At 58.5% G+C, this 22,629-nt stretch carries 16 protein-coding genes; 8 read left to right on the top strand and 8 right to left on the bottom strand.

Annotated elements, in window-relative coordinates; translation table 11 throughout:
* Positions 1-250: 250 nt before the first annotated feature.
* From Pan97_RS04940 to Pan97_RS04925, 4 genes are all read right to left on the bottom strand, one after another.
* The gene (locus Pan97_RS04940) at positions 251-1,210 is read right to left on the bottom strand and encodes an ROK family protein (RefSeq protein WP_144971025.1); all 960 of its coding nucleotides are present in this window, start codon (positions 1,208-1,210) and stop codon (positions 251-253) included.
* A complete protein-coding gene (locus tag Pan97_RS04935; protein WP_144971024.1) occupies positions 1,207-1,815 on the bottom strand; it encodes an SIS domain-containing protein in 609 nt (202 codons plus the stop codon). The genes Pan97_RS04940 and Pan97_RS04935 overlap by 4 nt, the downstream gene beginning before the upstream one ends.
* Positions 1,815-3,155, bottom strand: a complete 1,341-nt coding sequence (locus Pan97_RS04930) for an MFS transporter (protein WP_144971023.1) — start codon at positions 3,153-3,155, stop codon at positions 1,815-1,817. The genes Pan97_RS04935 and Pan97_RS04930 overlap by 1 nt, the downstream gene beginning before the upstream one ends.
* Before the next feature lie 111 nt (positions 3,156-3,266).
* Entirely contained in the window at positions 3,267-4,043 is a 777-nt protein-coding gene (locus tag Pan97_RS04925; protein ID WP_144971022.1) for a class I SAM-dependent methyltransferase, read from the bottom strand.
* Positions 4,044-4,488: 445 nt separating this feature from the next.
* Between Pan97_RS04925 and Pan97_RS04920 the strand changes: the two genes are divergently transcribed.
* The gene (locus Pan97_RS04920; protein ID WP_144971021.1) at positions 4,489-5,379 is read left to right on the top strand and encodes a hypothetical protein; all 891 of its coding nucleotides are present in this window, start codon (positions 4,489-4,491) and stop codon (positions 5,377-5,379) included.
* A 241-nt stretch (positions 5,380-5,620) separates the two neighbouring features.
* On the opposite strand, the gene thiC is transcribed toward Pan97_RS04920, so the two are convergent.
* Together thiC and Pan97_RS04910 are read right to left on the bottom strand one after the other, a co-directional pair.
* Positions 5,621-6,958, bottom strand: a complete 1,338-nt coding sequence (gene thiC / locus Pan97_RS04915; RefSeq protein WP_144971020.1) for a phosphomethylpyrimidine synthase ThiC — start codon at positions 6,956-6,958, stop codon at positions 5,621-5,623.
* A gap of 174 nt (positions 6,959-7,132) precedes the next feature.
* Positions 7,133-8,482 carry a c-type cytochrome gene (locus tag Pan97_RS04910; protein ID WP_144971019.1) on the bottom strand — a complete coding sequence of 450 codons (1,350 nt, stop codon included), beginning with the start codon at positions 8,480-8,482 and terminating at the stop codon, positions 7,133-7,135.
* A 197-nt stretch (positions 8,483-8,679) separates the two neighbouring features.
* Here Pan97_RS04910 and Pan97_RS04905 point away from each other — a divergent pair, with 197 nt between their 5' ends.
* The 3 genes from Pan97_RS04905 (at position 8,680) to Pan97_RS04895 (ending at position 12,234) form a co-directional block, all read left to right on the top strand.
* Positions 8,680-9,933, top strand: a complete 1,254-nt coding sequence (locus Pan97_RS04905; protein ID WP_144971018.1) for a BaiN/RdsA family NAD(P)/FAD-dependent oxidoreductase — start codon at positions 8,680-8,682, stop codon at positions 9,931-9,933.
* Between the two features lie 80 nt (positions 9,934-10,013).
* Complete coding sequence (locus tag Pan97_RS04900) at positions 10,014-11,087, top strand: leucine-rich repeat domain-containing protein (RefSeq protein ID WP_144978149.1); 1,074 nt, start codon at positions 10,014-10,016, stop codon at positions 11,085-11,087.
* Positions 11,088-11,406: 319 nt separating this feature from the next.
* Positions 11,407-12,234 carry a CBS domain-containing protein gene (locus Pan97_RS04895; protein WP_144971017.1) on the top strand — a complete coding sequence of 276 codons (828 nt, stop codon included), beginning with the start codon at positions 11,407-11,409 and terminating at the stop codon, positions 12,232-12,234.
* Between the two features lie 4 nt (positions 12,235-12,238).
* On the opposite strand, the gene metH is transcribed toward Pan97_RS04895, so the two are convergent.
* Positions 12,239-15,949 carry a methionine synthase gene (gene metH, locus Pan97_RS04890; protein ID WP_144971016.1) on the bottom strand — a complete coding sequence of 1,237 codons (3,711 nt, stop codon included), beginning with the start codon at positions 15,947-15,949 and terminating at the stop codon, positions 12,239-12,241.
* 318 nt (positions 15,950-16,267) lie between these two features.
* Here metH and Pan97_RS04885 point away from each other — a divergent pair, with 318 nt between their 5' ends.
* From Pan97_RS04885 to Pan97_RS04870, 4 genes are all read left to right on the top strand, one after another.
* The gene (locus tag Pan97_RS04885) at positions 16,268-17,593 is read left to right on the top strand and encodes a hypothetical protein (protein WP_144971015.1); all 1,326 of its coding nucleotides are present in this window, start codon (positions 16,268-16,270) and stop codon (positions 17,591-17,593) included.
* Positions 17,593-18,807, top strand: coding sequence for a tyrosine-protein kinase family protein (locus Pan97_RS04880; protein ID WP_144971014.1), 1,215 nt, complete (start codon positions 17,593-17,595; stop codon positions 18,805-18,807). Before Pan97_RS04885 ends, Pan97_RS04880 begins: the two co-directional genes overlap by 1 nt.
* Before the next feature lie 38 nt (positions 18,808-18,845).
* Positions 18,846-19,670, top strand: coding sequence for an ExeA family protein (locus Pan97_RS04875; RefSeq protein WP_144971013.1), 825 nt, complete (start codon positions 18,846-18,848; stop codon positions 19,668-19,670).
* Between the two features lie 276 nt (positions 19,671-19,946).
* Positions 19,947-21,479: a glycosyltransferase family protein gene (locus Pan97_RS04870; protein WP_144971012.1), complete on the top strand. Its 1,533-nt coding sequence runs from the start codon at positions 19,947-19,949 to the stop codon at positions 21,477-21,479.
* On the opposite strand, the gene Pan97_RS04865 is transcribed toward Pan97_RS04870, so the two are convergent.
* Complete coding sequence (locus Pan97_RS04865; RefSeq protein ID WP_144971011.1) at positions 21,480-22,532, bottom strand: hypothetical protein; 1,053 nt, start codon at positions 22,530-22,532, stop codon at positions 21,480-21,482.
* Positions 22,533-22,629 lie beyond the last annotated feature (97 nt).

Genomic DNA, 22,629 nt, shown 5'->3' with positions numbered 1-22,629 from the left:
GTTGTCAGCGTTCCCCAGTTCCAGGAAGTCGAAAAGTACAGTCAGTGACCCTGTCGGGGGCCGAATATTGAGCGTTGCAGGCACAACCTCTAGCGCAATTTCGATGGGACTAAGTGAGATTATTCGTTTTCTCCGAGTGTTACCGCAATTTGGACAAGGTGTATGTGGGGGATGGGTACGGAGATCAAATTCATGATCGCACTCAACACAGAATTCTTGCCCCATAAATGTCCCCTCAACAAGCCAAGAGTTACGCTAATGACTGCTTCGCCAAGAGTAGTGCCCCTTGCACGACCACCGCTTCCCCGAGATCCGCCCGGACGATCTCGTAGCTTTTGGCCAGCGGCGGGAAGACATAGGTTGCGACGTTTTCTTTCAGCGGCGTCAGAAACAGCTTCTCCGGCATCAGCGAAACACCGCCGCCAATCACGACGACCTCCGGCGCCATCAGCGTGATCATCTGAGCGATCGCCCAGCCGAGCGTTTCAACCGCATCGTGCAGGACCGCGCACGCAATACCGTTTCCATTGGTGGCGGCGTCAGCGATGTTCTTGGTGGTCAGGACATCGATGTTGCCGTCGCAGCAGTTGACCAGTTCCCAGTAGTCATCTGCCTGCTCCTCAGAAGCGATGCCTTGCAGGATGTGGCGAACTTCGGCCATGATGCCAAAACCGGACGACTCGGCTTCAACCGTATTTGTCGCTTCCGAATGCAGCACGCCGGGACGCAGATGACCGATCTCGGCGAACGCTGGCCGGCCGGTCCCCATCAGCTTTCCATCGACGACGTACCCGCCCCCGATACCGCTTCCGACGGTCACGTAGAACGAGCTTTGTCGCCCCTTGCCGGCACCCAGGGTCGCTTCGGCGAGCGCGGCCGTATCGCAGTCGTTGCGGATGACAGTCGGAAGACCAAACCGCTCGCGACACCAATCAGCCAGCGGGAATTGATCCCAACCTTCGACCTGGTGGCTCGTGGTGATGATCCCGGTCTTCGCGTCGAGTGGACCACCGAACCCGATTCCCATCGCATCGACGTCATACTGTGACTGAAGCGAGCGAATCATCGCTTCCAACTGGTGACGAATCCCCTCGGCACCCTTGGCCGGCACGATCGTTTCGCGAAGCGAGCCAATCACTTCGAGCGAGTCCGCATCGGCCAGGGTCGCTTGCAGCTTTGTGCCACCAATTTCGACGCCGATGACTTTCATTTCGCGTAGCGGCCTTCATCGTTGATGCGGGCAAAGACGTCGTTCAATACCCAGTGAAAAATGGCTAGGTGAATGCTTTCGACCATCCCCATGTCATCCAGCGGAACGTGAAAGCTGTGGTGGGCCAGGTCGCGCAGCTTGCCTCCGCCGTAGCCGGTGAGGCCAAGCGTTTTGAGCCCGTGCCGATTAGCCCAGTCGACTGCCTTCAGTACGTTGTCGCTGTTGCCGCTGCCGCTGATCGCCAGCACGACGTCCCCTTCCTGACCGTAGTTCATCACCTGCTGCAGGAAGATCTGGTCGTAGCCGATGTCGTTCCCCACGGCCATGATCCAGCCGGCGTTGTCGGTCAAACTGAGGACCTTCAACCGGCGAAGCGATTCGTCTCCCAGGTCTTTCTCGCGGAGGGAACTTTTGCCGAAGTCTTCGGCCATGTGGCTAGCGTTGCAGCCGCTGCCGCCGTTGCCGAAGATGTAGACGAACTTGCCGTTCTCGTAGGCCTCGTAAACCAGGTCGGCCCACTTCTTGATCTGAGCCTGATCCAGCTTGTCGAGTTCGGCCTTGAAGCGATCGATGTAGGCCGCGATGTCGAGAGATGCTCCGAGCATTACTGAGTATCCTTATCCGATTCCAATGCTTCCGACTGCGGATGATAAAACAGGGCCACCGGAAGCATGATGATGAGGGTGAATCCAAACAAATAACAGCGTGACAGGTCTCCCCAGATCAGAACCTGATCGAAGACCGAATACAAGAACCCTGACAGGAAGATGGCCAGCCAATTGGCGCGAGACATCTCGGCAATGACCTGGCCCTTCTGGTCTTCGGGGGCCTTGGCCTGCAAGTAAACCTGAATCGGAACCGAAAACATCCCGGTGAATATCCCCAGTAAGACCAATACCGGCAAGCTTCCCCACAAACCGAGCAGGTGCCCATGCTGGCCGCCGGGGGTCGCCATCAACGCCAGGCACAATAGAATCCCCCAGGCGCCGATCTGCACCAGGCGAAACTCGATCTTGCCGCTCGATAGCAAACCGGCCAGCATGCAGCCCACTCCGATCCCCAACCCAATCGCCCCGCCAAGCCAACTGGTTTCAGTGTCGCTCAGTTCAAGCTGCACTTTGCCGAGCGAGTTGACCGCCTGCTGCACGATTCCGGCACAGAGCCAGAACATGCACGACGCGAGCAGCGCCTTCAAGATCGAGTGATCCTGCATGAACAGCTCGCGCGTCTTCTTCGGAATGCCGATCGCCTGCATGGTGAACTTTGCCTCTGGCGTCGCTTGGCTCGTGCGGCGAATGGGAATCGTCGTCAATGTCCCCACCACCGCCACCGCCACGCACACCAGCGAAGCAATCCACAAGTTGCCTGGCAGCGAGTCCCGCAGGATGCCGGCGAGCACCGTTCCAAAGATGATCGCCAGGAAGGTGGTCATCAGGAATACGCCGTTCACCTTCGGCAGATCACGCCCATGAAACAACTCCGGCAGAATCCCATACTTGGCCGGCGCGAACAGCGTGCTTTGAAAGCCCATGAACGCCAGCACCAGCATCAGCCCGGCCATCCCCAGTTGGTCGTACCAGAAGAAGGCCGCGACCCCCAAGGCCATGGCCACGATCTCAAGCACCTTCGAGATACGAATGATCGACGTCTTGCTGTACTTGTCGGCCAAAAAGCCGGTCGGCCCGGCAAACAGCACAAACGGGGCCGCGAAGACCACCATGGCCAGTCCCTGGTAGTCGGCCTCGCCACTCCCCTGCAGGGCCTGGTTCACGGCAACCAGAAGCAGGAGTTGTTTGAAGATGTTGTCGTTGAACGCGCCAAAGAACTGCGTCGAGGTCGTCGCCCAGAAAGACGGATCGCTAGCGAGACGATCGGGGATCGTTTCGGCAGCGGCTCCGCCGGCAGGCGACTGGTACGGATTGGAAGGGGCATCCATGAACGGCATTATCAACCCTATCGCGAAATCGTCCTAGGCGAGTGCGTATAGAAAACGCGGGGAAATCGGGTCACCTGGGTTAATTTTCGAGAAGTTTTCCCCCGAAACCAGGCCGCCAGTTCACTTGATCAGCAAGGTAATTCCGCCAGCTTCGATCGAATTGTCGATCAATCGCCCGATACGTCGTTTCATGCGCATCCGCCGCCAGGCATCCCCCACGCCGCGCTGAACCTTCCCCAGCCATCCTCGGCCGGTCGCTAAGGGGCGTGTTTTCTGACGCCCCATGCTTTGCACGACCTCGTTTGCAAACGGAAAGTGCTGCACCGACGAAAAACCAATTTCACTCGCCAGACGGATGATGTACCACGCTGGCATGTCTTTCTCGGTCACGCCATATCTTTCGACCGCTTGAATCGAGATCTCAGCCGCCGCGTGCCCCTTGCCAGGCTCATGCGTCACCAGAACGCCTCCAGGTTTCAAAGCACGAAAGACGGCCGCCAGCGCCAGGCGTTCATCTTCGGCATGGTGCAGTGAATCGTAGAAACAGGCCGCATCGAACTCGTCGCGAAAGTCGAGCGACTCGTAATCGCTGACGATGAAGCTGGCCGAGTCCGCATGAAACCGCTGCTTGTTCGCCGTCGCGGCCTTGATCATGTCCGGAGCGATATCCTGGCCAACCACTTCGTATCCCATCATCGCGAAAAAACAGGAGGTCCATCCAGTACCGCAGCCCAGGTCGAGCAAACGCGCCGGCGGATCAGGCAGCAGGTTCCGCATCATGCCGATGTCGCACAGATGCCGTCCCTGGTAGTCGACCGAAAACGGCTTGTTCGCCAGACGAACCTTCCCCTTCTCGTCCAAGTCGCGTAAGTAGGTCAGCTCCCCAGATTTTCCCATCGAAACACTCAAAATGTAAACGCGTGTTCACAGCTCCATCCGTTTGGCCTGCAGCAAAAGTATGGGGACTGACTCGGCCGAAGCAAGGGCAGTTTCCTCTACCCAACGAAGTGCCAAAAAATTTTTTCCGCGCGCACTATCTCACTGAAGCGCTAGTCCTCTAAATTGCACGTACACCCGACGAAGCATCACGCTTCCGGGTGTCATACCCGCGTTCGCGTGGGCATGCGTTCCAAGCCCCAACGGGGCGACAGATAATAGCCAGGGGCGTCAGCCCCTGGTAGGTGACCAAAAAAAAACAAGCCCTGAAAGGGCGACAGAACCTATGTGTCATTCATGATTCTGCCGCCCCGTTGGGGCTCGGAAGAACTCGAATCCAAGGGTGATACCAAACGTTCACCATTCGTTTTTCTCGTCCCTAACACACTCAACACTCGAAAACGTCATGTCCCATTCACACGCCACGCAACCTGAAAAACACGGAGCGAACGCATCAGCGCACGCTCCGCAGGTTGCCGTGCGCGAGGGGAATCGGCTTCTCTGCCCCTGCTGCGGGGAGGTGTTGATGATCTTGCAGGAAGAGCCGGCCAACGAGTCGCAGCCTAAGAAGTTCTGGCCGCCGAAGATGGCCCCTCCGAAGCGAACGCCGCGGCCCCAATCGGCCACGCTCAACGAAATCATTCGTCGGCAAGAGGCCCAGGAGGAAGCCGCGTTTCAGGCCGCCATGACGAAGGACGTTCCTAGCAAGGACCCGCCTGTCGAAGCGTTCGACCCCGACCGGCCTCACTACCGGGCCGACAGCATCGTGGTTGAAATCGATCCGGAAATCAACGCGTACGAGTTCCCCGAAATCGATCCTCCCCTGGTCCCCAGCGGCCTAACGCCCAAGCGTTCGCGAAGTGATTCAGGCGAATACCGCGAGCCCCGCGAACGCGACGCGGTGACGCGTTACGAGGAACGAAAACGGTACCGACTGCGGCAGCCGCTGCGCGAGCCGCTCACGTACGAAGCCGCCCGATTGTACGCGTGGATGTTCTACCGCATGAAAAAACTCAACCTGCAGCTGATCGAGGAGATCACCGCGAAACAGGCCGAGATCGACGCGCTGGAAGAGGAACTCAACGCACCGGTGAAAGAGGCTTCCAGCGAAGAACAACCGCCAAGCGAAACGCAGCCTCAAGTAGTCTCCCGAGTCGAAACCAAAAAGATCATCACGCCCACACGACGCAAACGCGTGCTTCGTGCGATTGAAAAGCGTGTCCACGGGGATGTGAGGATGGCGTCCAACAACGAAACACGACAAGTCGAAACGGCCCACGAACGCGGGCCGCCTTGAGTGTATAAGCCCCAAGGGGCTGACAAGAAAATCCTATCCCCTCTCCCTCGCAGGGAGAGGGCCAGGGTGAGGGTTTGTTGAACGGCCTTTACCTCACACCGCCAGTCAAGAGTTCCGAGCCTATCGCGAACGTCGGTCGCGCATGCGCTTCTATCAAGCGAGAAAAACCCCTCACCCTGGCCCTCTCCCCTCGGGGGAGAGGGGACTGGAATGCGCGCGCGGTTTCGATCTGGATGTGGCCTTACGAACCCTTGTCGGTTTGCAGGGCGATTAGTTCGTCTTGCGAGGCCATCGCGCGGATCTCTTCGGTGATTTTCATGCTGCAGTACTTCGGACCGCACATGCTGCAGAAGTGCGCGCTTTTGAAGGTGTCTTGCGGCAAGGTTTGATCGTGATAAGCCTGGGCCGTTTCGGGATCGAGCGACAGGCGGAACTGTTCGTTCCAGTCGAACGCGAAACGAGCCTTGCTCAATGCGTCGTCCCGATCGCGAGCCCCCGGGCGATGCCGAGCCACGTCGGCCGCGTGGGCGGCGATCTTGTAGGCGATGACCCCTTGCTTGACGTCGTCGGCCTCAGGAAGTCCCAGGTGTTCCTTCGGGGTTACGTAGCACAGCATGGCCGCGCCATGCCAACCGGCCAGTGCCGCGCCAATCGCGCTGGTGATGTGGTCGTAGCCGGGAGCGATGTCGGTAACCAGCGGGCCTAACACGTAGAACGGAGCACCGTCGCAGACTTCCTGCTGGCGCTTCATGTTCATTTCGATCTGGTCCATCGGCACGTGTCCGGGACCTTCGACCATGACCTGCGTGCCGTTGGCGCGACCACGCTTGGTGAGTTCGCCCAGAACGTCAAGTTCCGAGAACTGCGCGTCGTCTGAAGCATCGGCCAGCGAACCAGGACGCAGGCTATCACCCAGGCTCCAAGTCACGTCGTACTGACGCATGATGTCGCACAGATCATCGAAGCTGGTGTACAGCGGGTTTTGCTTGCGGTGAGCCATCATCCACTTGGCGATCAGCGAACCGCCGCGGCTGACGATGCCGGTCACGCGGTTGGTCGTTAGGTGCAGGTGCTCAAGCAGGATGCCGCAGTGGATGGTCATGTAGTCGACCCCCTGCTTGGCCTGATGCTCGACCATGTCCAGGAAGTGCTGCGGCGTCATGTCCTCGATATTGCCCCCCAGGTTTTCCAGCATCTGGTACATGGGAACCGTACCGATTGGAACAGGGCTCTTTTCGATGATCTTGGCGCGGATTTCGTCGATGTTCTTTCCGGTGGAAAGATCCATCACGGTGTCGGCCCCATGATGAACGGCGACGTGCAGCTTGTCGAGTTCGCCAGCCAGATCGCTCGTCACGGCACTGTTGCCGATGTTGGCGTTGATCTTGCACTTGGCGGCCAGGCCGATCCCCATCGGCTCAAGAACCCCTTGAAGGTGAACCTTGTTTGCTGGGATCACCATGCGACCGGCGGCGACTTCGTCCCGCACCAATTCAGCAGAGATGTTCTCCCGCTTGGCCACATACTCCATTTCCGGGGTGATCGTCCCCTCTTTCGCTGCAAGCAGTTGCGTCGACATGAAATTCAAAATCCTCGTTCAGGCCGCCGGCCTGTTTCGCGTGACGCGGTTTTGGTCGTAACCGCTGATTTTTAAAAGGCTTTCGCTCACAAATTTATGGTATCGAGTCCCCCTACCGTGTCAATCTGGCAGAGGGGCCAACCAGGGGGCAAGAAGGTGGTTTTAACCCGAAAATTAAAGGGTTTTCAGATACTCGAGAAGGTCTTCTTTTTCCGCATCACTTAGCACATTGGGGAAGTCGTGCCCTGTCGCACTTTTACCGAACCGAGACGTATCGAAGACTTCACGCCGGTCGATCGAAGACAATCCTTGCGGAACTTCGTTTAGCACTTCGACCGAAATCCCCATCTGCTGATGATCGTAAGCAAGCCCCTTCCAGCGCCAAACCTGGGGACGCTCGCCCGGGTGCAGCAAATGCCACAAGGTCGGGACCGAACCGTTATGCAGATAGGGTGCCGTCGCCCAGACGCCATCCAGTGGCGGGGCGACATAGCCTTCTGGATCGGCAATCAATCCCTTCTGCTGGCCATGCGTGTTGAACCAGCTTTGTCCGTACGCCTGGCGGTGGGCCGGCGTGAGCGAATCAAAACGTGCGCGATCGGTCTTCACCACATCAATCGGCACCATGCGTTCCGGGTAGTCGGCCTTGTCGCCGTACGTGCCGTGACACTCGCTGCAGTGATTGTTGAAGATGATGCGGCCTCGATCCGCTTTCGCCGGATCGATCGGCCCTGGGTACTTCGGAGCTTCGAGCGAACTCAAATAGGCGTAGACGTCGCGGAAGTCGTCTTCGCGATCACGAAAGGCCTGGGCCTTGTTTTCCTTGACGAGCGTAAATTGAAGCAGGCCCCGATGCCCTTTGGGGGCGAAGCCGTCAAGGTAGATATTCTCCTTCTTGGCAAAGTGCCACCAAGGCGGAGGTTCCATATCGTGATGCAACATTTTGGGAAAGCTGGCCCCCGGCACAAGGTTCAGGTCGGCATCCCGCAGCGAAAGCAGCGCCACGCCGAAGTTCACCGCGTTGGTCGTCCCTTTGTTGTCCCCCATCGGAAAAACCAACGAGCTATAGTCGGTCGGAACCAGCCTTTTTCCCAGCAGAGCTTTGGTCAGACGAATTTCGTCCGTGATGCCTGCGAAGTCGAAACGATTGTTGGGCAGGCCTGGAACCGTCTTACCGTCGACTTGGCCACCGTGACACGAGAAGCAGTTGAGCGTCCAGTTTCCCTTTTGGTCGACGACATACTGCAGCGGCTTGGTCGGGTCCTCGGAGCGCCCGGTGAGCCCGTACCGCTCGAAAGCCATCTGCCGCCGCGTGTCGGCATCGGCCCCTTCGGCCTGATCTCGAAGCGGCTTCGGCCAGACCTTCCAGACGTTGTCGAAGGTCTCCTGGTCGAAGTATGGAGGCAGATACGGTGTATTGATCAGGTGCTCGTACCCGGCCTGGGGATTGGGCGCGCGGTCCTCGGCGATCAGGCCGCACGGCAAGAGCAGCAAAATCAGAATAGCGACAATTCGCTCCATCATGAAATCTCGACAGCAATCCAACTAATGAACCAGGCCCCGTTTGTGCACACGGCAATTGGGGAACCGCAGACCACGCGACCGGGCAACGGTGTCCCTGATTATAGAAAGCCGAGCGCTGAATCGGCCAGTTTACCTTGGGGCCCCTTGCCAGCAACCTTCGCGACAAGCACATTACAACCCTCTAGGGGAACGTCAACTTGAATGAAAAGAACACGACAAACCGAGCCGATGTAGCCATCGTGGGTGGTGGTGCGGCCGGGCTGTTTGCTGCGATATGGGCAGCCAGAACCGATGCCAATCGCCGGATCGTCATTCTGGACGGGGCCAGGCGGATTGGTGCCAAGATCCTCATTGCTGGGGGAGGCCGCTGCAATGTGACCAACGAAAAGGTCACGCCTGACGACTTCTGCGGCAGCTCGCCGAACGCGATCAAGAAGGTCCTGGGCCGATTCACCCAACCCCAAACGGTCGACTTCTTCGCGGAGCTAGGCGTCAAGCTGAAGCGCGAACCGACCGGCAAGCTGTTTCCCACGACCGACAAAGCACGTACGGTGCTTGATGCGATGCTGGCCGAGGTCGACCGCCTGGGGATTAAGATTTTCTTGAATCACCGCGTCGAAAACATTCGCCCCCCATCCGACGGTGACGAGCGATCCAAATTCGAGATCGCCGGGCCGTGGGGACACTTGGTCGCCCCGAAGGTGATTCTGGCGACCGGCGGCAAAAGCGTTCCACAGACGGGCAGCGACGGGCACGGCCTGGAGATCGTTCGCCGCCTGGGGCATGAACTGACGCCGAAGATTTTTCCTGCCCTGGTTCCCCTGCAGCTGGCTGATGGGGATCCACTGAAGCAGCTTTCAGGTATCTCGCTACCGGTCTTGCTTCAACTGACCGAGAGCAGCGGCAAGCGAATCGAAACGGTCGAAGGGGACCTACTGTTAACCCACAAAGGTCTTTCGGGACCGGCGGTGTTGGACATGAGCCGCCACTGGATCGCGGCCTCGTCCGAGCGAGCGGTTCGCTTGAATGTGAGCTGGCTACCGGAGATCACCGAGGAAGTCCTGCAGGCCGAACTGCAATCGCTCGGCCGCCGTTCGATCCGCGGTCACTTGCGCGAGCGTCTGCCGGATCGGCTTGTCGACCACCTGCTGACCTTTGCCGAAATTCCGCCCGAGCAAACCGGCGTCGACCTGGCCAGGCCGCAGCGAAAGAGCCTGGTCACGGCGGTCTGCAATTTTCCCTTGGAAGTCACCGGCACGCTGGGCTTTAAGGTCGCGGAAGTCACGGCCGGGGGCGTTCCCCTTTCGCAAATCGAACTGAAGACAATGCAATCGCGCGTCATGCCGGGACTGCACCTGTGCGGCGAGATCTGCGACGTCGACGGACGCATTGGCGGGTTCAACTTCCAGTGGGCCTGGTCGAGCGGCTACGTGGCAGGCGTTTCTGTTTGAAATGCCGGTGCTTCGGGAACGCTAAAACGATAGAATGATGACTGCCCCGCGCGATTTGCTTCTGCTGAGGATCCTCGATCATGCGTCTGTTGCCCCTACTCTTTCTATGCACTTTGTTTGTCGGCTGTACCTCCGGCGAACCATCATCGTCGTCGCAGCCCACTGCCCAAGTTCCCACGCAAGATGAACTCGCCGCCGAGGCGATGCTGGTCAACGCTGGAGGGCGTATCGAGAAAGATGGCAACGGTGCGGTCGTGCTGGTCGACTTTTCCGGGAAGCCGATCGACGAGAACCTCATGAAACGCATCGGAACGCTTCCCAAACTGCAGAAGCTGCTGCTGCGGGGCTGCCCAGTCGACAACGCCATGCTGAAAGCGGTGGGGTCTCCCGCGGACCTGCAAGTGCTCGATCTGCGAGGAACGCAGGTCACCGGTGCCGCGATGGATCAGATTGGCAAGTGCATCAAGCTGAAGAATTTGCAGTTCCGTGGCAATCCAATCACCGATACCGACCTCAAACACGTCGGGCGGCTGGCACAGCTCAAGGTGTTGGGGCTCGATGAAACGGCCGTGGAAGGGGCTTCCCTGGAGAGCCTGGCGGGACTGAAACAATTGGAGGAACTGTACCTGTTTGGGACTCCCTTCAAGGAAGCCAATCTCGCCAAATTGGCCCCGTTCACCAAGCTGAAACGGATACGTCTACGTGGCACGAAGATCGACGGCAGCGGCTTCGAATCACTCGCTGAGTTGACGGCTTTGGAAGACCTCGATGTGAGCGAAACTAATTTCAGCGATGCGGCGGTCGGGCATTTATTGAACTACAACGGCCTGAAGAAACTCAATCTGTGGGCCACCAAAATCACCGACGCCTCGCTACCCAACGTGGCGAAGTTGACTTCGCTGGAGTGGCTCAACCTCGACCGCAACTCGATCGGGGATGCTCAGATCGAAGAGTTGACCAAGCTTCCCAACGTCACTTGGCTGCACCTGGGTTCGACGGCATTGACCAACGATGGCTTGCAGAAGCTTGCGCCGATGACGCAACTGAAAACGCTGATCGTGACCCGTACCGGCGTCACCAGCGAAGGTGCCGCGGCCCTCGCCAACAAGCTTCCCGAAACCGAGATCCAGCACGTCTATATGACGGAAAATTAAGCGGCGCGGCTCGAATGCCCGCCACACGTCATAAGAGGATTCCCCCCAGACTTTCCGTACGATCGGCGCAATCGCCACCACCGGTACGCTTTCTCATGAACTCATGGCCGGTAGCCGTACCGCGGGAGTGTGACGTGCCCGTCACACTCCCATTTCAATGCTATAGTTTCACCGACCGACAAGAGGTGAAGCGTGTTGCTAGTAGCACGCCGGGCAGTCCGTCGGTTCTAGTCGCTACGGTTCATGATGATTGAGTCGCCTGGGGGAAGATCACTCGGTCTTTCTCTCGACGGGAAACTAGAAAAAACGCCAGGGAAGTATGACCGCTATCGAAACGATCTCGAAGCAATTGCAAGGTAACGTCAAGGACGTGATGTCGATCAAGGTCCATACCGCGACCGTAGGCACTCACGTCAATATTGTCGCTGACCTGATGGCTCGATATTCGTTACGCCGGGTAGTGGTGGTCGACAATGCCAAGCAAGTGATCGGCGTTGTCTCTCAGCGCGATATCGTTCGTGCGCTGATGAGCAGCATGAAGCCTGAAGGTCAGGAAGTCGTGCACAAACGTGTGGAACAACTGATCACCGTCGAAAAGCCCATCACCGTTGGTCCCGATATCCCGCTGGCCCGTGCCGCCTACGTTCTGGCCACCAACAAAATCGGCTGCTTGCCGGTGGTCGATGAACATCACACGCTGGTTGGCGTGCTTTCGATTTCCGATATCATTCAGTTCCTGGCCGACGATAACGTCGAAGGCATGGAAACGGCCTTCCAGATGTACTCGCCGCGGAACGATGCCAAGACCCGCAGCCCCGCTTACGTTCGGAAGATGAATGGCGACCTGGTCATTCCACTGAAGAACATCGAGAACAAGCGTGCCCGGATGGATTACGCCGTGCTCGGCTACGATCCACCGACCGGGCGGATCCTGATCAAGTTCGTCCGCGCGACGGCCGACGAAGCGATCGCGACGAAAGTTCAAGACGACAACTTGATCATTCCCGCCAAGGGATTCGTGCGGCACTTCAGCTTGATTGGCAAGGTCGCCGCGTTCGATGTGACCGACCACAACCAGAGCAAGTTCCTGGTGCTTTCCCCCAAGAACGCCAGCTCCGGCAGCGTCAACGCGGTTGGCACGACGTAGCCGGCTACGGGTCGTATGAAAGGTTCGGCGAGAGCCACTTTTCGACGTCCTTCAGCGGCATTCCCTTCCGCTTGGCGTAGTCTTCGACCTGATCGCGGCCCAACTGATGGATCGCGAAATAGCGCGCCGCCGGGTGGGCGAAGTACAGACCGCACACGCTGGCCGCCGGCATCATCGCCAGGCTTTCGGTCAACTGAATGCCGGTCTCTTGCTTGGCATTGAGAAGCCGGAAAAGGGTCCACTTCTCGGTGTGGTCAGGCTGAGCCGGGTAACCCGGTGCTGGACGGATGCCGCGATAGCCTTCCTTGATCAACTCTTCGTTGGAGAGGGCTTCCCCTTCGCCATACTTCCAGGCCTTGCGTGCCTCTTGGTGCAGACACTCGGCAAACGCTTCGGCCAGGCGATCGGCCAGGGCCTTGGCCATGATCGAATTGTAGTCGTCATGATCGGCATCGAACTTGGCCGCCAGTTCCTGACAGCCGATCCCGGTCGTCACGGCGAACGCCCCGAGGTAATCATGCCGGCCGCTTCCCACGGGAGCGATGTAGTCGGACAAGGCGCGGAAGTCGCTTTGCCCCTTGCGTTCCCATTGCTGGCGCAGCGTATGGAAGCGTTCGATTTCCTTCTCGGAATCGTTGGGGGCATAGACGATGATGTCGTCCCCGTCAGCCGCCGCGGGCCAGAAGCCAAACACGCCGTTGGCCGTGAACAGCTTCTCGGCGATGATCCGGTCGAGCAGCAAGTTGGCGTCGTAAAACAGCTTCTTCGCCTCTTCGCCGACGTACTCGTCTTCGAAGATCTTGGGGTACTTCCCCTTCAGTTCCCACGAGTTGAAAAATGGCGACCAGTCGATGAAGTCGCGGAGCGTTTCCAGCGGAAACTCCTTCAATGTCTTCGTGCCGGTGAACGATGGGGTCGGGATATCGACGCTCGACCAATCGGTTTCAAAGTGCTTTTCGCGGGCCTGTTTCAGCGAGACGAGCGTGATCGCCTGACGCTTGCGATACGATTCTGCCAGTTCCTGCTGCAGTTTGCGGTTCTTCTCCAGGAAGGCTGGTGAGTTCTCTTTGCTGAGCAGCTGATCGACCACCCCCACGCTACGTGAGGCGTCCAGCACATGCACCACGGCATGATCGTAAACGGGGGCGATCTTCACGGCCGTATGCTTGGCGCTGGTCGTCGCACCACCGATCAAAAGCGGGATGTTCATACCCGCGGCTTGCATCTCTTGAGCCACGTGGACCATCTCGTCAAGGCTCGGCGTAATGAGCCCTGACAAACCGATCACGTCAACGCCGTGCTCTTTGGCCGCGGCCAGGATCTTGTCGCAGTGAACCATCACGCCCAGGTCGATGATCTCGTAGTTGTTACAGCCGAGGACCACGCCGACGATGTTCTTGCCGATGTCGTGCACGTCTCCCTTGACGGTCGCCATCAGAATCTTGCCGCGGGCATCTTCGTCGGTCGTGCCGAGTTCTTCCTTTTCCTTCTCCATGAAGGGAAGCAGATAAGCGACGGCCTTCTTCATTACGCGAGCACTTTTAACCACCTGCGGCAGGAACATCTTACCGGCCCCGAACAGGTCGCCGACGATATTCATCCCGTCCATCAGCGGACCTTCGATGATGTGCAGGCAGCGCTCGGCCTTCTGGCGGCACTCTTCGGTATCTTCGACGATGAAACGATCGATCCCCTTGACCAGCGAATGAGCCAATCGTTTCTCGACCGGTTCTTCCCGCCACGAGAGGTCTTCCTGCTTTGGCCCGGCTCCCTTTTGATGCTTGACCGTTTCGGCGAAATCGACGAGACGCTCGGTTGCGTCTGGCCGCTTGTTGAACAGCACGTCTTCGATCAGGTCTTTCAGTTCCCGCGGCACTTCGTCGTACACGGCCAACTGCCCCGCGTTGACGATCCCCATGTCGAGGCCAGCGTTGATGGCATGGTAAAGGAACACCGCGTGGATCGCTTCGCGAATGACGTCGTTACCGCGGAACGAGAACGACACGTTGCTCACGCCGCCAGAGACCTTGGCACCCGGGCAAACCTCTTTGATCTTTCGTGTTGCTTCGATGAAGTTGATCGCGTAGTCGTTATGCTCTTCGATGCCGGTGGCCACCGTCAAAATGTTCGGGTCGAAGATGATATCGGTCGGGTCGAAGTCGAGCTTCTCGACCAGCAGGTCGTAAGCGCGCTTGCAGATCTCGACCTTGCGATCGAGTTCGACCGCCTGGCCCACTTCGTCGAAGGCCATCACGACGACGGCTGCTCCATAGTCGCGGCACAGCCGAGCCTTGTTGAGGAACTCCTCTTCTCCTTCCTTCAAACTGATCGAATTGACGATCGATTTGCCTTGCACGCAGCGTAGACCTGCTTCGATGACCGACCACTTCGAACTGTCGATCATGATCGGTACTTTGCAGATGTCAGGCTCGGCTGCGATCAGATTCAGGTAACGCGTCATGGCCGCCTCGCCGTCGAGCAAGGCGTCGTCCATGTTCACGTCGATGACGTTGGCGCCACTTTCGACCTGCTGCAGCGCGACGGCAATCGCCTCTTCGTATTGCTCTTCGCGAATCAGCCGGGCAAAGCGACGCGAGCCGGTCACGTTGGTTCGTTCGCCGATCATCACGAAGTTGGTTTTGGGCGTGATCGTGAATGGTTCCTGGCCGCTCAACCGTGTCAGCTGCGGCTGCTCGTGCAGCTGGCGCGGCTCGTAGTCGCGCATCGCATCGGCGATCGCTTTGATATGGGCAGGCGTACTGCCGCAGCAGCCACCAACGATATTCAGCCAGCCGTTCTCGGCGAACTGGCGAATCGTCGATGCCATTTGCTCTGGCGTCTGATCGTACTCCCCCATTTCATTCGGCAAGCCGGCGTTGGGATGGCAGCTGATATAGCAGGACGAAATCGACGAGAGCTCTTGAACATAAGGACGCATCAGTTCGGCACCCAGCGCGCAGTTGATCCCGACGCTGAGCATCGGGAAGTGCGAGACCGAGTTCCAGAACGCCTCAACCGTTTGACCGGACAGCGTTCGACCCGATGCGTCGGTGATGGTGACCGAGGTCATCACCGGCAGTTCGATCCCCTTCTCGCGATAGTACTTCTCGATGGCGAACAGACATGCTTTCAAATTCAGCGTATCGAAGGTCGTTTCCGGGAAGAGGATATCGACCCCAGCTTCGACCATCGCATGAATCTGCACCAGGTACGAGTCGACCAGTTGGTTGAAGGTCACGTCGCGGAAGCCGGGATCTTCGATCCGCCGCGAGATCGAAGCCGTCTTGCTGGTGGGACCGATCGAGCCAGCCACGTACCGCAGGTTGTCCGGATTGCGGTCGTTGAACTCGTCGGCAACTTTCTTGGCCAGCTTCACCGCGGCGACGTTAATATCGGTCGCCAGCGACTCGCTGAGCGCGAACTCTTCCATCGCGATGGGGGTCGCACCAAACGTGTTGGTTTCAATGATGTTGGCACCCGCCTCGAGAAACTCGCGGTGGATCCCTTCAATGATCTCCGGCTTGGTCAAGCAGAGCAGGTCGCTAAAGTTGCGAAGATCCTTTTCTTCGTTGGCGAACTGCTTACCACGGACGTCCGCTTCGGTCAGCTTGTATTTCTGAATCATGGTCCCCATGGCACCATCGAGAATCAGAATACGCTTTTGAATGTCGTTGAAGATCGGGTGCTGGCGGCCGGCGAATCGAGGACCTGGCATGGACTGCTTCCGGAGAACTGAAATGCCCGCCATCAATCGACTTAGATGCTGACAGCAGCGTTGCCACCAGCTAGCGTGTCGTCGTATGGCGAGGGGGAATTCTATGTTTCAAATCTACTAAATATCCCAGATTTCCGTTTCCCTCACAACCGGCATGCTAGCGCAGCTAATCGCTAAAGTTTACCTAGCCCGAAACCACGATTTTTCTTATCTAGAGCTAAAGACCGTTACAAACCATACCGATGGATAGGACAACGGGCCACAATCAGCGCGTGGCCGTTATGCGTCGATCTTACGTCAGGCAAGGAAGCCGAAACGATGACGAAACCATTGGGAACTCCCCAGAATCGTGAACCTCAAGACACCCAAGGCACCTTCTACGGTCATCCGATCGTCATTCGTGTGAAGGACCTGACGTGGCAGCCGCCGGTTGAGCCGGCCCCGGCGCCCCAGCAAGATTGGGTGTCGAACCTGCTAGGCGAGGACACGCACGAAGGGGACCACCACGAAAGCTTGCTGGTCGCAGCGCCGGTTGCCTCGCAGCCAGCCCCCCAGCCCCAGGCCGCCCCTCTGCCGCAGCCGAAGGTTGAGGCCACACCGCAGCCACAAGCCGAACCGGTCGCACCCACCAAGCCAAGCTACATTCACAACTCGAATGAGACACGACAACATCGCCGTGCTTCGATCCTTAGCAGCCAGATGAAGAATCGCCTGGCCCTGAGTGGGATCGCCGTTTCTCTCTTGGCGGTCAGCTTCTACGCGTTAAGCGGCAGTGGCGGATCGGACCAATCCCCCGTCGAGAACGTGCCGCAAGACTTGTTCGTCTCGACCGGCGAACTGGGCGACGCCCCGGCCTGGAATGCCAACCCAGCCGCTTCCGATCCCAGCGAAACGATCACGGTCGAACCATTCGAGGGAGAGATTCCGCAAATTGCTTCGTTGCCAACGCGTAATCCATCTTCCAATCCGACCATGTCCAATCCATCGCGCGATGTGCAGATGACCAACATCGCGACCCCGGATGTAATGCAAACCGGCAACATGTCCCATTCTTACGGCAATCCAGCGCAAGGCAGTGAGCCAGCCGGTTCCCCTGCCGATCAAGTCTGGCAGTTTGGTCCCTCGAACATGAACCCAGACTACGAAGAACCTTTGGGCGGCCCGGCGTTTACCGACCAGGTTCCCGAATACCGAAACGATGTTCCCCAATTCGATGGCTCGCAGCCAACCATGGGGCAGCCGCAGCCATCACAAACGCGTCCTTTGCCAGGCGGTTCGATGAACATGAGCGATCCACGGACATCGCAGTACCAGGCACCCGCTGGCGATAGCGGTCGCCACTGGATGCAGCAAGAACAGAGCGAATGGGACTACCAGGATGGCAAGCTCGTGCGAAACAGCTCGCGCGGAAACCCTGCGTCGCCTGGCACTCAAATGCCTGAGATCCACGAAGGCTACCAGCACCAGGCCGGTTACCCAGTCGTGAACAACCAGATGCCAGAAAACGCTCCGGCACCTGGCATGCAACAAGACAACAGCCAATGGGGCTTTGGTCCTTACTCAGGCTCGTCGATGCCGCAGGAAGCTGCTCAGCCTCGTGCTCGCTTGGGTGGAATTCAACCCCTCGATTTGGAATCTCGCTAATGAGCCAACTCGATCGCGCTTTTATCCGTGCTTACACCTCGGAGCAAACCGGCTCCACGGCAGACGCCTCGGCCCAAACGTCGGAATCCGTCATGAACCCATCCCAACCATCGCAGCAGAAGACTTCCTCCTCGGTTCGCACGATGTCGCGTAAGCCGACCCTCAGCGAACTCCAGCACTGGAAGAACCAAGGCATCCGCATCGATATGCCCGGTTCGCCGCTGGTCGGTTCGTATGAAGAGTCGAACACCGACGAATCAGCCGCGCCAGACGAATTCCTGCTGGCCGCTCAAAACACGGCAGCCGTGGCCGAAGCCCTCGATCGTTTGATGATCCGAGCTGGTCGCAAGCATACGCCTGTGAACCCTGTGTCTGCCCAATCGCCGAAGCCGGTCAAAGCAGAACTGCCATCGCCGACCATCGAGATCGATACGTGGGAACCTCAGCCAGAGCCGGCACCCGCCGCTGCCGAGGAAGATCCGCAAGACGAATCCATGGATTCGGATGAACCAAGCTTCACGTTCGTCGCTGGCTCGCCGAAGATCGAATTGCCGACGACGCCCCAACCTACTGCTGCCCAAGAGACGACGTCACCTGCCTACCGTCAGCGCCGTCTGGCTCACCCCAAGTGGGAAACCGAAACGCTTGCCTGGCCGGAAGAGACCGACATGGTACTGGATCTCTGCCACGACCAATGGGTCGATTTGGCCAGCAGCATCTCCGGTACGATCAAGTCGCTGGCCCTCGTTTCGCTGGGGGATGGTACCGGCTGCTCGACGTTGACCATGTGCCTGGCCAAGCTGTTGGCCGCCGCGGGTCGGCGTGTTCTGATCATCGACCAAGGGAGCGGAAGCGAAAGTCTTTCGGTTCGCCTGGGTCTTACGGAAGTTGTCGCGAGCGAAGAGAAGGTCGAAACGCTGTACGAAGCGATGATTCAAGCGGCCGATCAACCGATTGCCATTCTGCCGGCCGGTTATCGCCACCTGGCCGACCTCTCGGCTCACCAACTGCAGCAGTTCACCGGTGACTTCGACGTGGTGCTGTGGGACGGTGGCGATCGTCCGGAAGTCTGGCAGAGACTGGCCCTGGTGCAAGGGGTGCTGGTCGTTCGCGATGCCCGCGGAACGCACGACCAGGAACTCAGCCAGATCCTGCCCAAACTTCAAGAACGCAAGATCAACGTGATTGGGATCGCCGAAAACTTCTGGCGATAAGTCATCACTAGCCCGGTGCAATCGAAAGCGGAAGCTCGATGTACGAAGCGTATTGGAATCTGAAATCTCGCCCGTTCGAGAACACCTACTCGGAAGCGTCATACTACCCTTCCGAGTCGGCTCAGGCCGCGCTTCTCAAGCTTCGTTACGCCGTCGAAAACCGCCGCGGTGCCGCCATCTTGGCAGGGGCGTGCGGGCTGGGTAAAAGTCTGCTGGCACGCACGCTGTTGATGCAGCTACCCGACACGTTCTCGCCGAAAGCTCACCTCGTTTTCCCGAAGCTGCCCAGCGACTGCCTGATTCCGTATCTGCTGTTGAATCTAGGTCGAGGCGAAAAAAGCAGTGATACCGGTAGCAACCCCAGCGAGAACATCTGGCACCTGCAGCAGTTTCTGTCGGAAAACACCCGAGCCGGCCACCACGCCGTGATCGTGGTGGACGATGCTCATCTGCTGAGCGATCACGCTTCGCTCGAAACGCTGCGTCTTTTGACCAACTTCGAGACTGACGGCAAGCTCGACTTGACCTTGGTTCTCGTCGGTCAAACAGCCATCATTCCAGCGGTCGAGCGGTTCCCTTCCTTGGAAAGCCGCATCGGCGTGAAGTCGCTGATGCGCTGCTTCACGCCGGATGAAACGGCTGCCTACGTCACGCACCGCCTGCGAGTTGCCGGCAGCGAAGAAGAGATCTTCGTCCCGGAAGGTTTGCAGCGGCTGTTCGAGATCACCCGCGGCAATCCCCGCGAGATCAATCGCCTGTGCGACCTGGCTCTGTTGATCGGTTATGCGGAAGAGATTCGCGTGATCGATGCCGCCCAGGTCGAGTCGATCCACGACGAGCTGGTAACGGTCGTTCCAGAGTAAACGTCAACCAATCTTGTCCCCTCTTCCTCGCAGGGAGAGGGCTAGGGTAAGGGTTTAATGAGCGACCTTTGCCTAACATCGCCCAACGAATCTGGGCCACCCCTGGTTTGAAGTTTGGGAGTGACATCGAACCCCTGTCAGCTATTTACTTCACACCAAGAACATGCCCCCTCACCCTACCCTCTCTGTGCGCAGACGGTGGAGAGGGGACCGGATTGTGAACTTCGCCATGGCAGGCTCTAGTTTGAAAACGCCAGCCGATTAGAATCAGTCGGCGTGAATACCAACGAGCCCAACCCGTCCCCTGCCCCGCTTTCCTGGAAGACCAGTGCGCTGCTGGGACTTGGCATCGCGCTGGTGGCCCTGGTTCTGCGACTGCCGTCGATCGACGAGAGCTTGTGGGTCGATGAACTGCACACGGCATGGGTCGTCTCGGATGGCGTTCAAGACGTCCCCTGGCGGGCCGCGATGGGGAACCAGGCATCGCTCTACTTTCTGATCGTTTGGGGGTGGACCCAGCTGACCGGGCTGCACGAGTGGTCGCTCCGGTTGCCTTCGCTGGTTGGCGGCATGCTTAGCGTCGGGCTGATCACGATGATCGCCCACCGCTGGACGCGCGACGTTTGGGTTGCCATCGCGTGTGGCATGATCGCGGCCGTCGATATCGATTGGATCTTCTTCGCGACCGAAGCCCGCGTCTATGGGTTTGTACAAGTTGTCGCCGTACTACAGGTACTGCTCGCATGGCAGATCCTGCAGTATGATCGCCGGAGTGACTGGATCTGGTTAGTCGTGCTGACTATTGGCAGCTTTTATTTGCATTACAGTACGCTACTGTTTTCCGTTTGCCTGGCCGGACTGATGCTCGCGCTGGCCGATAGTGAGCTGAAGCGGCAACATCTGCTCAAGGCAGCCGGCTGCGTGGCGATTGGCGTTTTGATTGCCATGCCGCACCTGGCCGGCATCTTTCAGCGCCGCGAGAACTGGGCCCAGTTCATCACAGCGACCTCGCGGAATGAATGGACGCGATGGGGAACCGCATTGGCCGCACTCGTGCCGGTGATCATTACGGCAACGATGTTCGCTCGCGGCTGGTCGGCGGAAGCGAAACGAGCGGTGCTGACCGGGGGGATCGTTTTCCTGCCGATCGCCATTGCCTGGCTGACAACCGCGACGGGACTGGCGGCACTCTTCTTTGGCCGCTATTTGATCTCGTCGGAAACGATCATCCCGCTCCTTTTGGCGAGCCTCGCTTCGCTGGTCCCGGCGGCTGCGTGGCGGATTGGCGGAGTGGTGGTTTCGGTGGTGATTGCCCTGGGACTGCGAACCCCTCAATCTTTAGGCCCCATGCGGGGAGAAGATTGGCGGACAGTCACCCAGGCCGTATCCCAACAGTTGGAAAGCAATCTCGAGCCAACTGACGTGCTGATTGCCTCGGGACTAATCGAGACAGATATCCTGGGGCGGCCCAACAAGCGTCTGCCGCCGTTCATGCAGCGCTGGGAAGCGTACGCGCAGCTTCCCATTGAATCGATTTATTCGCTTCCCGAACACGAAGGGGAACACTTCGGCCTGACGTATACCCGCGCAGGCGAAGCAACGCCCCGGTATCGTTACCATTCGGAATCAGACCGTCCCATCGTGTTGATCGTTCGGGGTACGAAGGAGACGGCCGACCAGGTCGTGCAGAACTTTCTGGCCTCGCTACCTGATCGGACGTACGAGGTGACCATGCCGGAAACGCAAACAGCACGCGTACAGTGGCGCGTGCTGCTTCCTCAAGACAGGGTTGCCGACGAAGAGAATTGACTACGACGCATCGGTCGTTGTTTCGATTCGCTTCAGGGCTTCGTCGAGTCGTTTCAAGTCGAGATGATCGATCGCGTCGGCGTCGGAGTTTTCCAGACGCTTGAGCATGTCGGACAGTCGCTGGCGGACTTCTTCCAACTGCTTTTCGTTGCCCCTGGTACGCGGGTTTTCCGCTTGGGGCGGCAGACGTCGACCTTGAATGTTTTCGTTCATTTCCTTGACGAACTGCTCGTGCCGGGCTCGGAGCGCTTCCATCCGTTGGTCCATCTCCGCGAACGGATCCAGTCCTTCAACACCGCGGGGCACGCGGATATGGACGCGGGGTAGATCCCGCATGCCTGGCAGGTTTCGGGGGCCGGCATCGGCGATCTTGTTCAGCTCTTGAAACTTGGCGAACGCTTGTTGGTCTTGCTCTTGCAACTTGTCGATGCTTTCGGCCTCAACCGTCCGCTGCTCGCCGCCGGGCAGATGCCAGGTCACGCTCACGCGTCCGCCGGGCATCGTTCGAGCGACGACACGCTCGCCGTTCTCGGTGACGTCGATCATCTTCGCGCCATTGAAATCGTTCGAGATTCGTACCGAGCGATTGAAGTTGCCGGGAGGAAGCACTGGTGGCAGTTCCGGCTGGCCATCCGCGATTCGATTGGGGCCCAGCTTTCGCTTAAGTTGTTGGATCGCTTCCTCGGCGATGTAGCCGGCGGTCTGGTTGCCGCTGGCTGCCAGACGCTTGAGAGAGGAGTAAGCGAGCGACGATGTTTCCTCATCAGGAGAACTCGCAAACCCTTTCAGCAGATCGACCGAACGGCTGGCAACTTCGCCGGTACCAGTCAGGGCGGCTTTCTCGATCGCGGGAATGGCTTCCTTACCGAGTTTGGCCAATTCGTCGGCGGCCTGTTGTCGCTCGGCGTAACGATCTGCATCGAGCTGCCGAATCCACCGACGAATGGCCTGTTGTGCGTCGCCATCAACCGGCTCGGCAGGCAGGTTTCCTACCAAAACCAGCGTCAGCAGCAGCATTCCAAAAATCGATTTCGCTACGGCAGGCAAACTCATCTTCAGGCCTTCGTTGATTCGATGTGGGGCACTCTCTCAAGAAACATCAGGCATGACAATCTCCGTAATATACGAGATCAATCGGCCCAATGCACGC

The sequence above is a fragment of the Bremerella volcania genome (genome assembly GCF_007748115.1).
Lineage (GTDB): Bacteria > Planctomycetota > Planctomycetia > Pirellulales > Pirellulaceae > Bremerella > Bremerella volcania.
The sequence above is the reverse complement of the archived record's forward strand: the minus strand, read 5'-3'. Positions and strand labels throughout refer to the sequence as shown.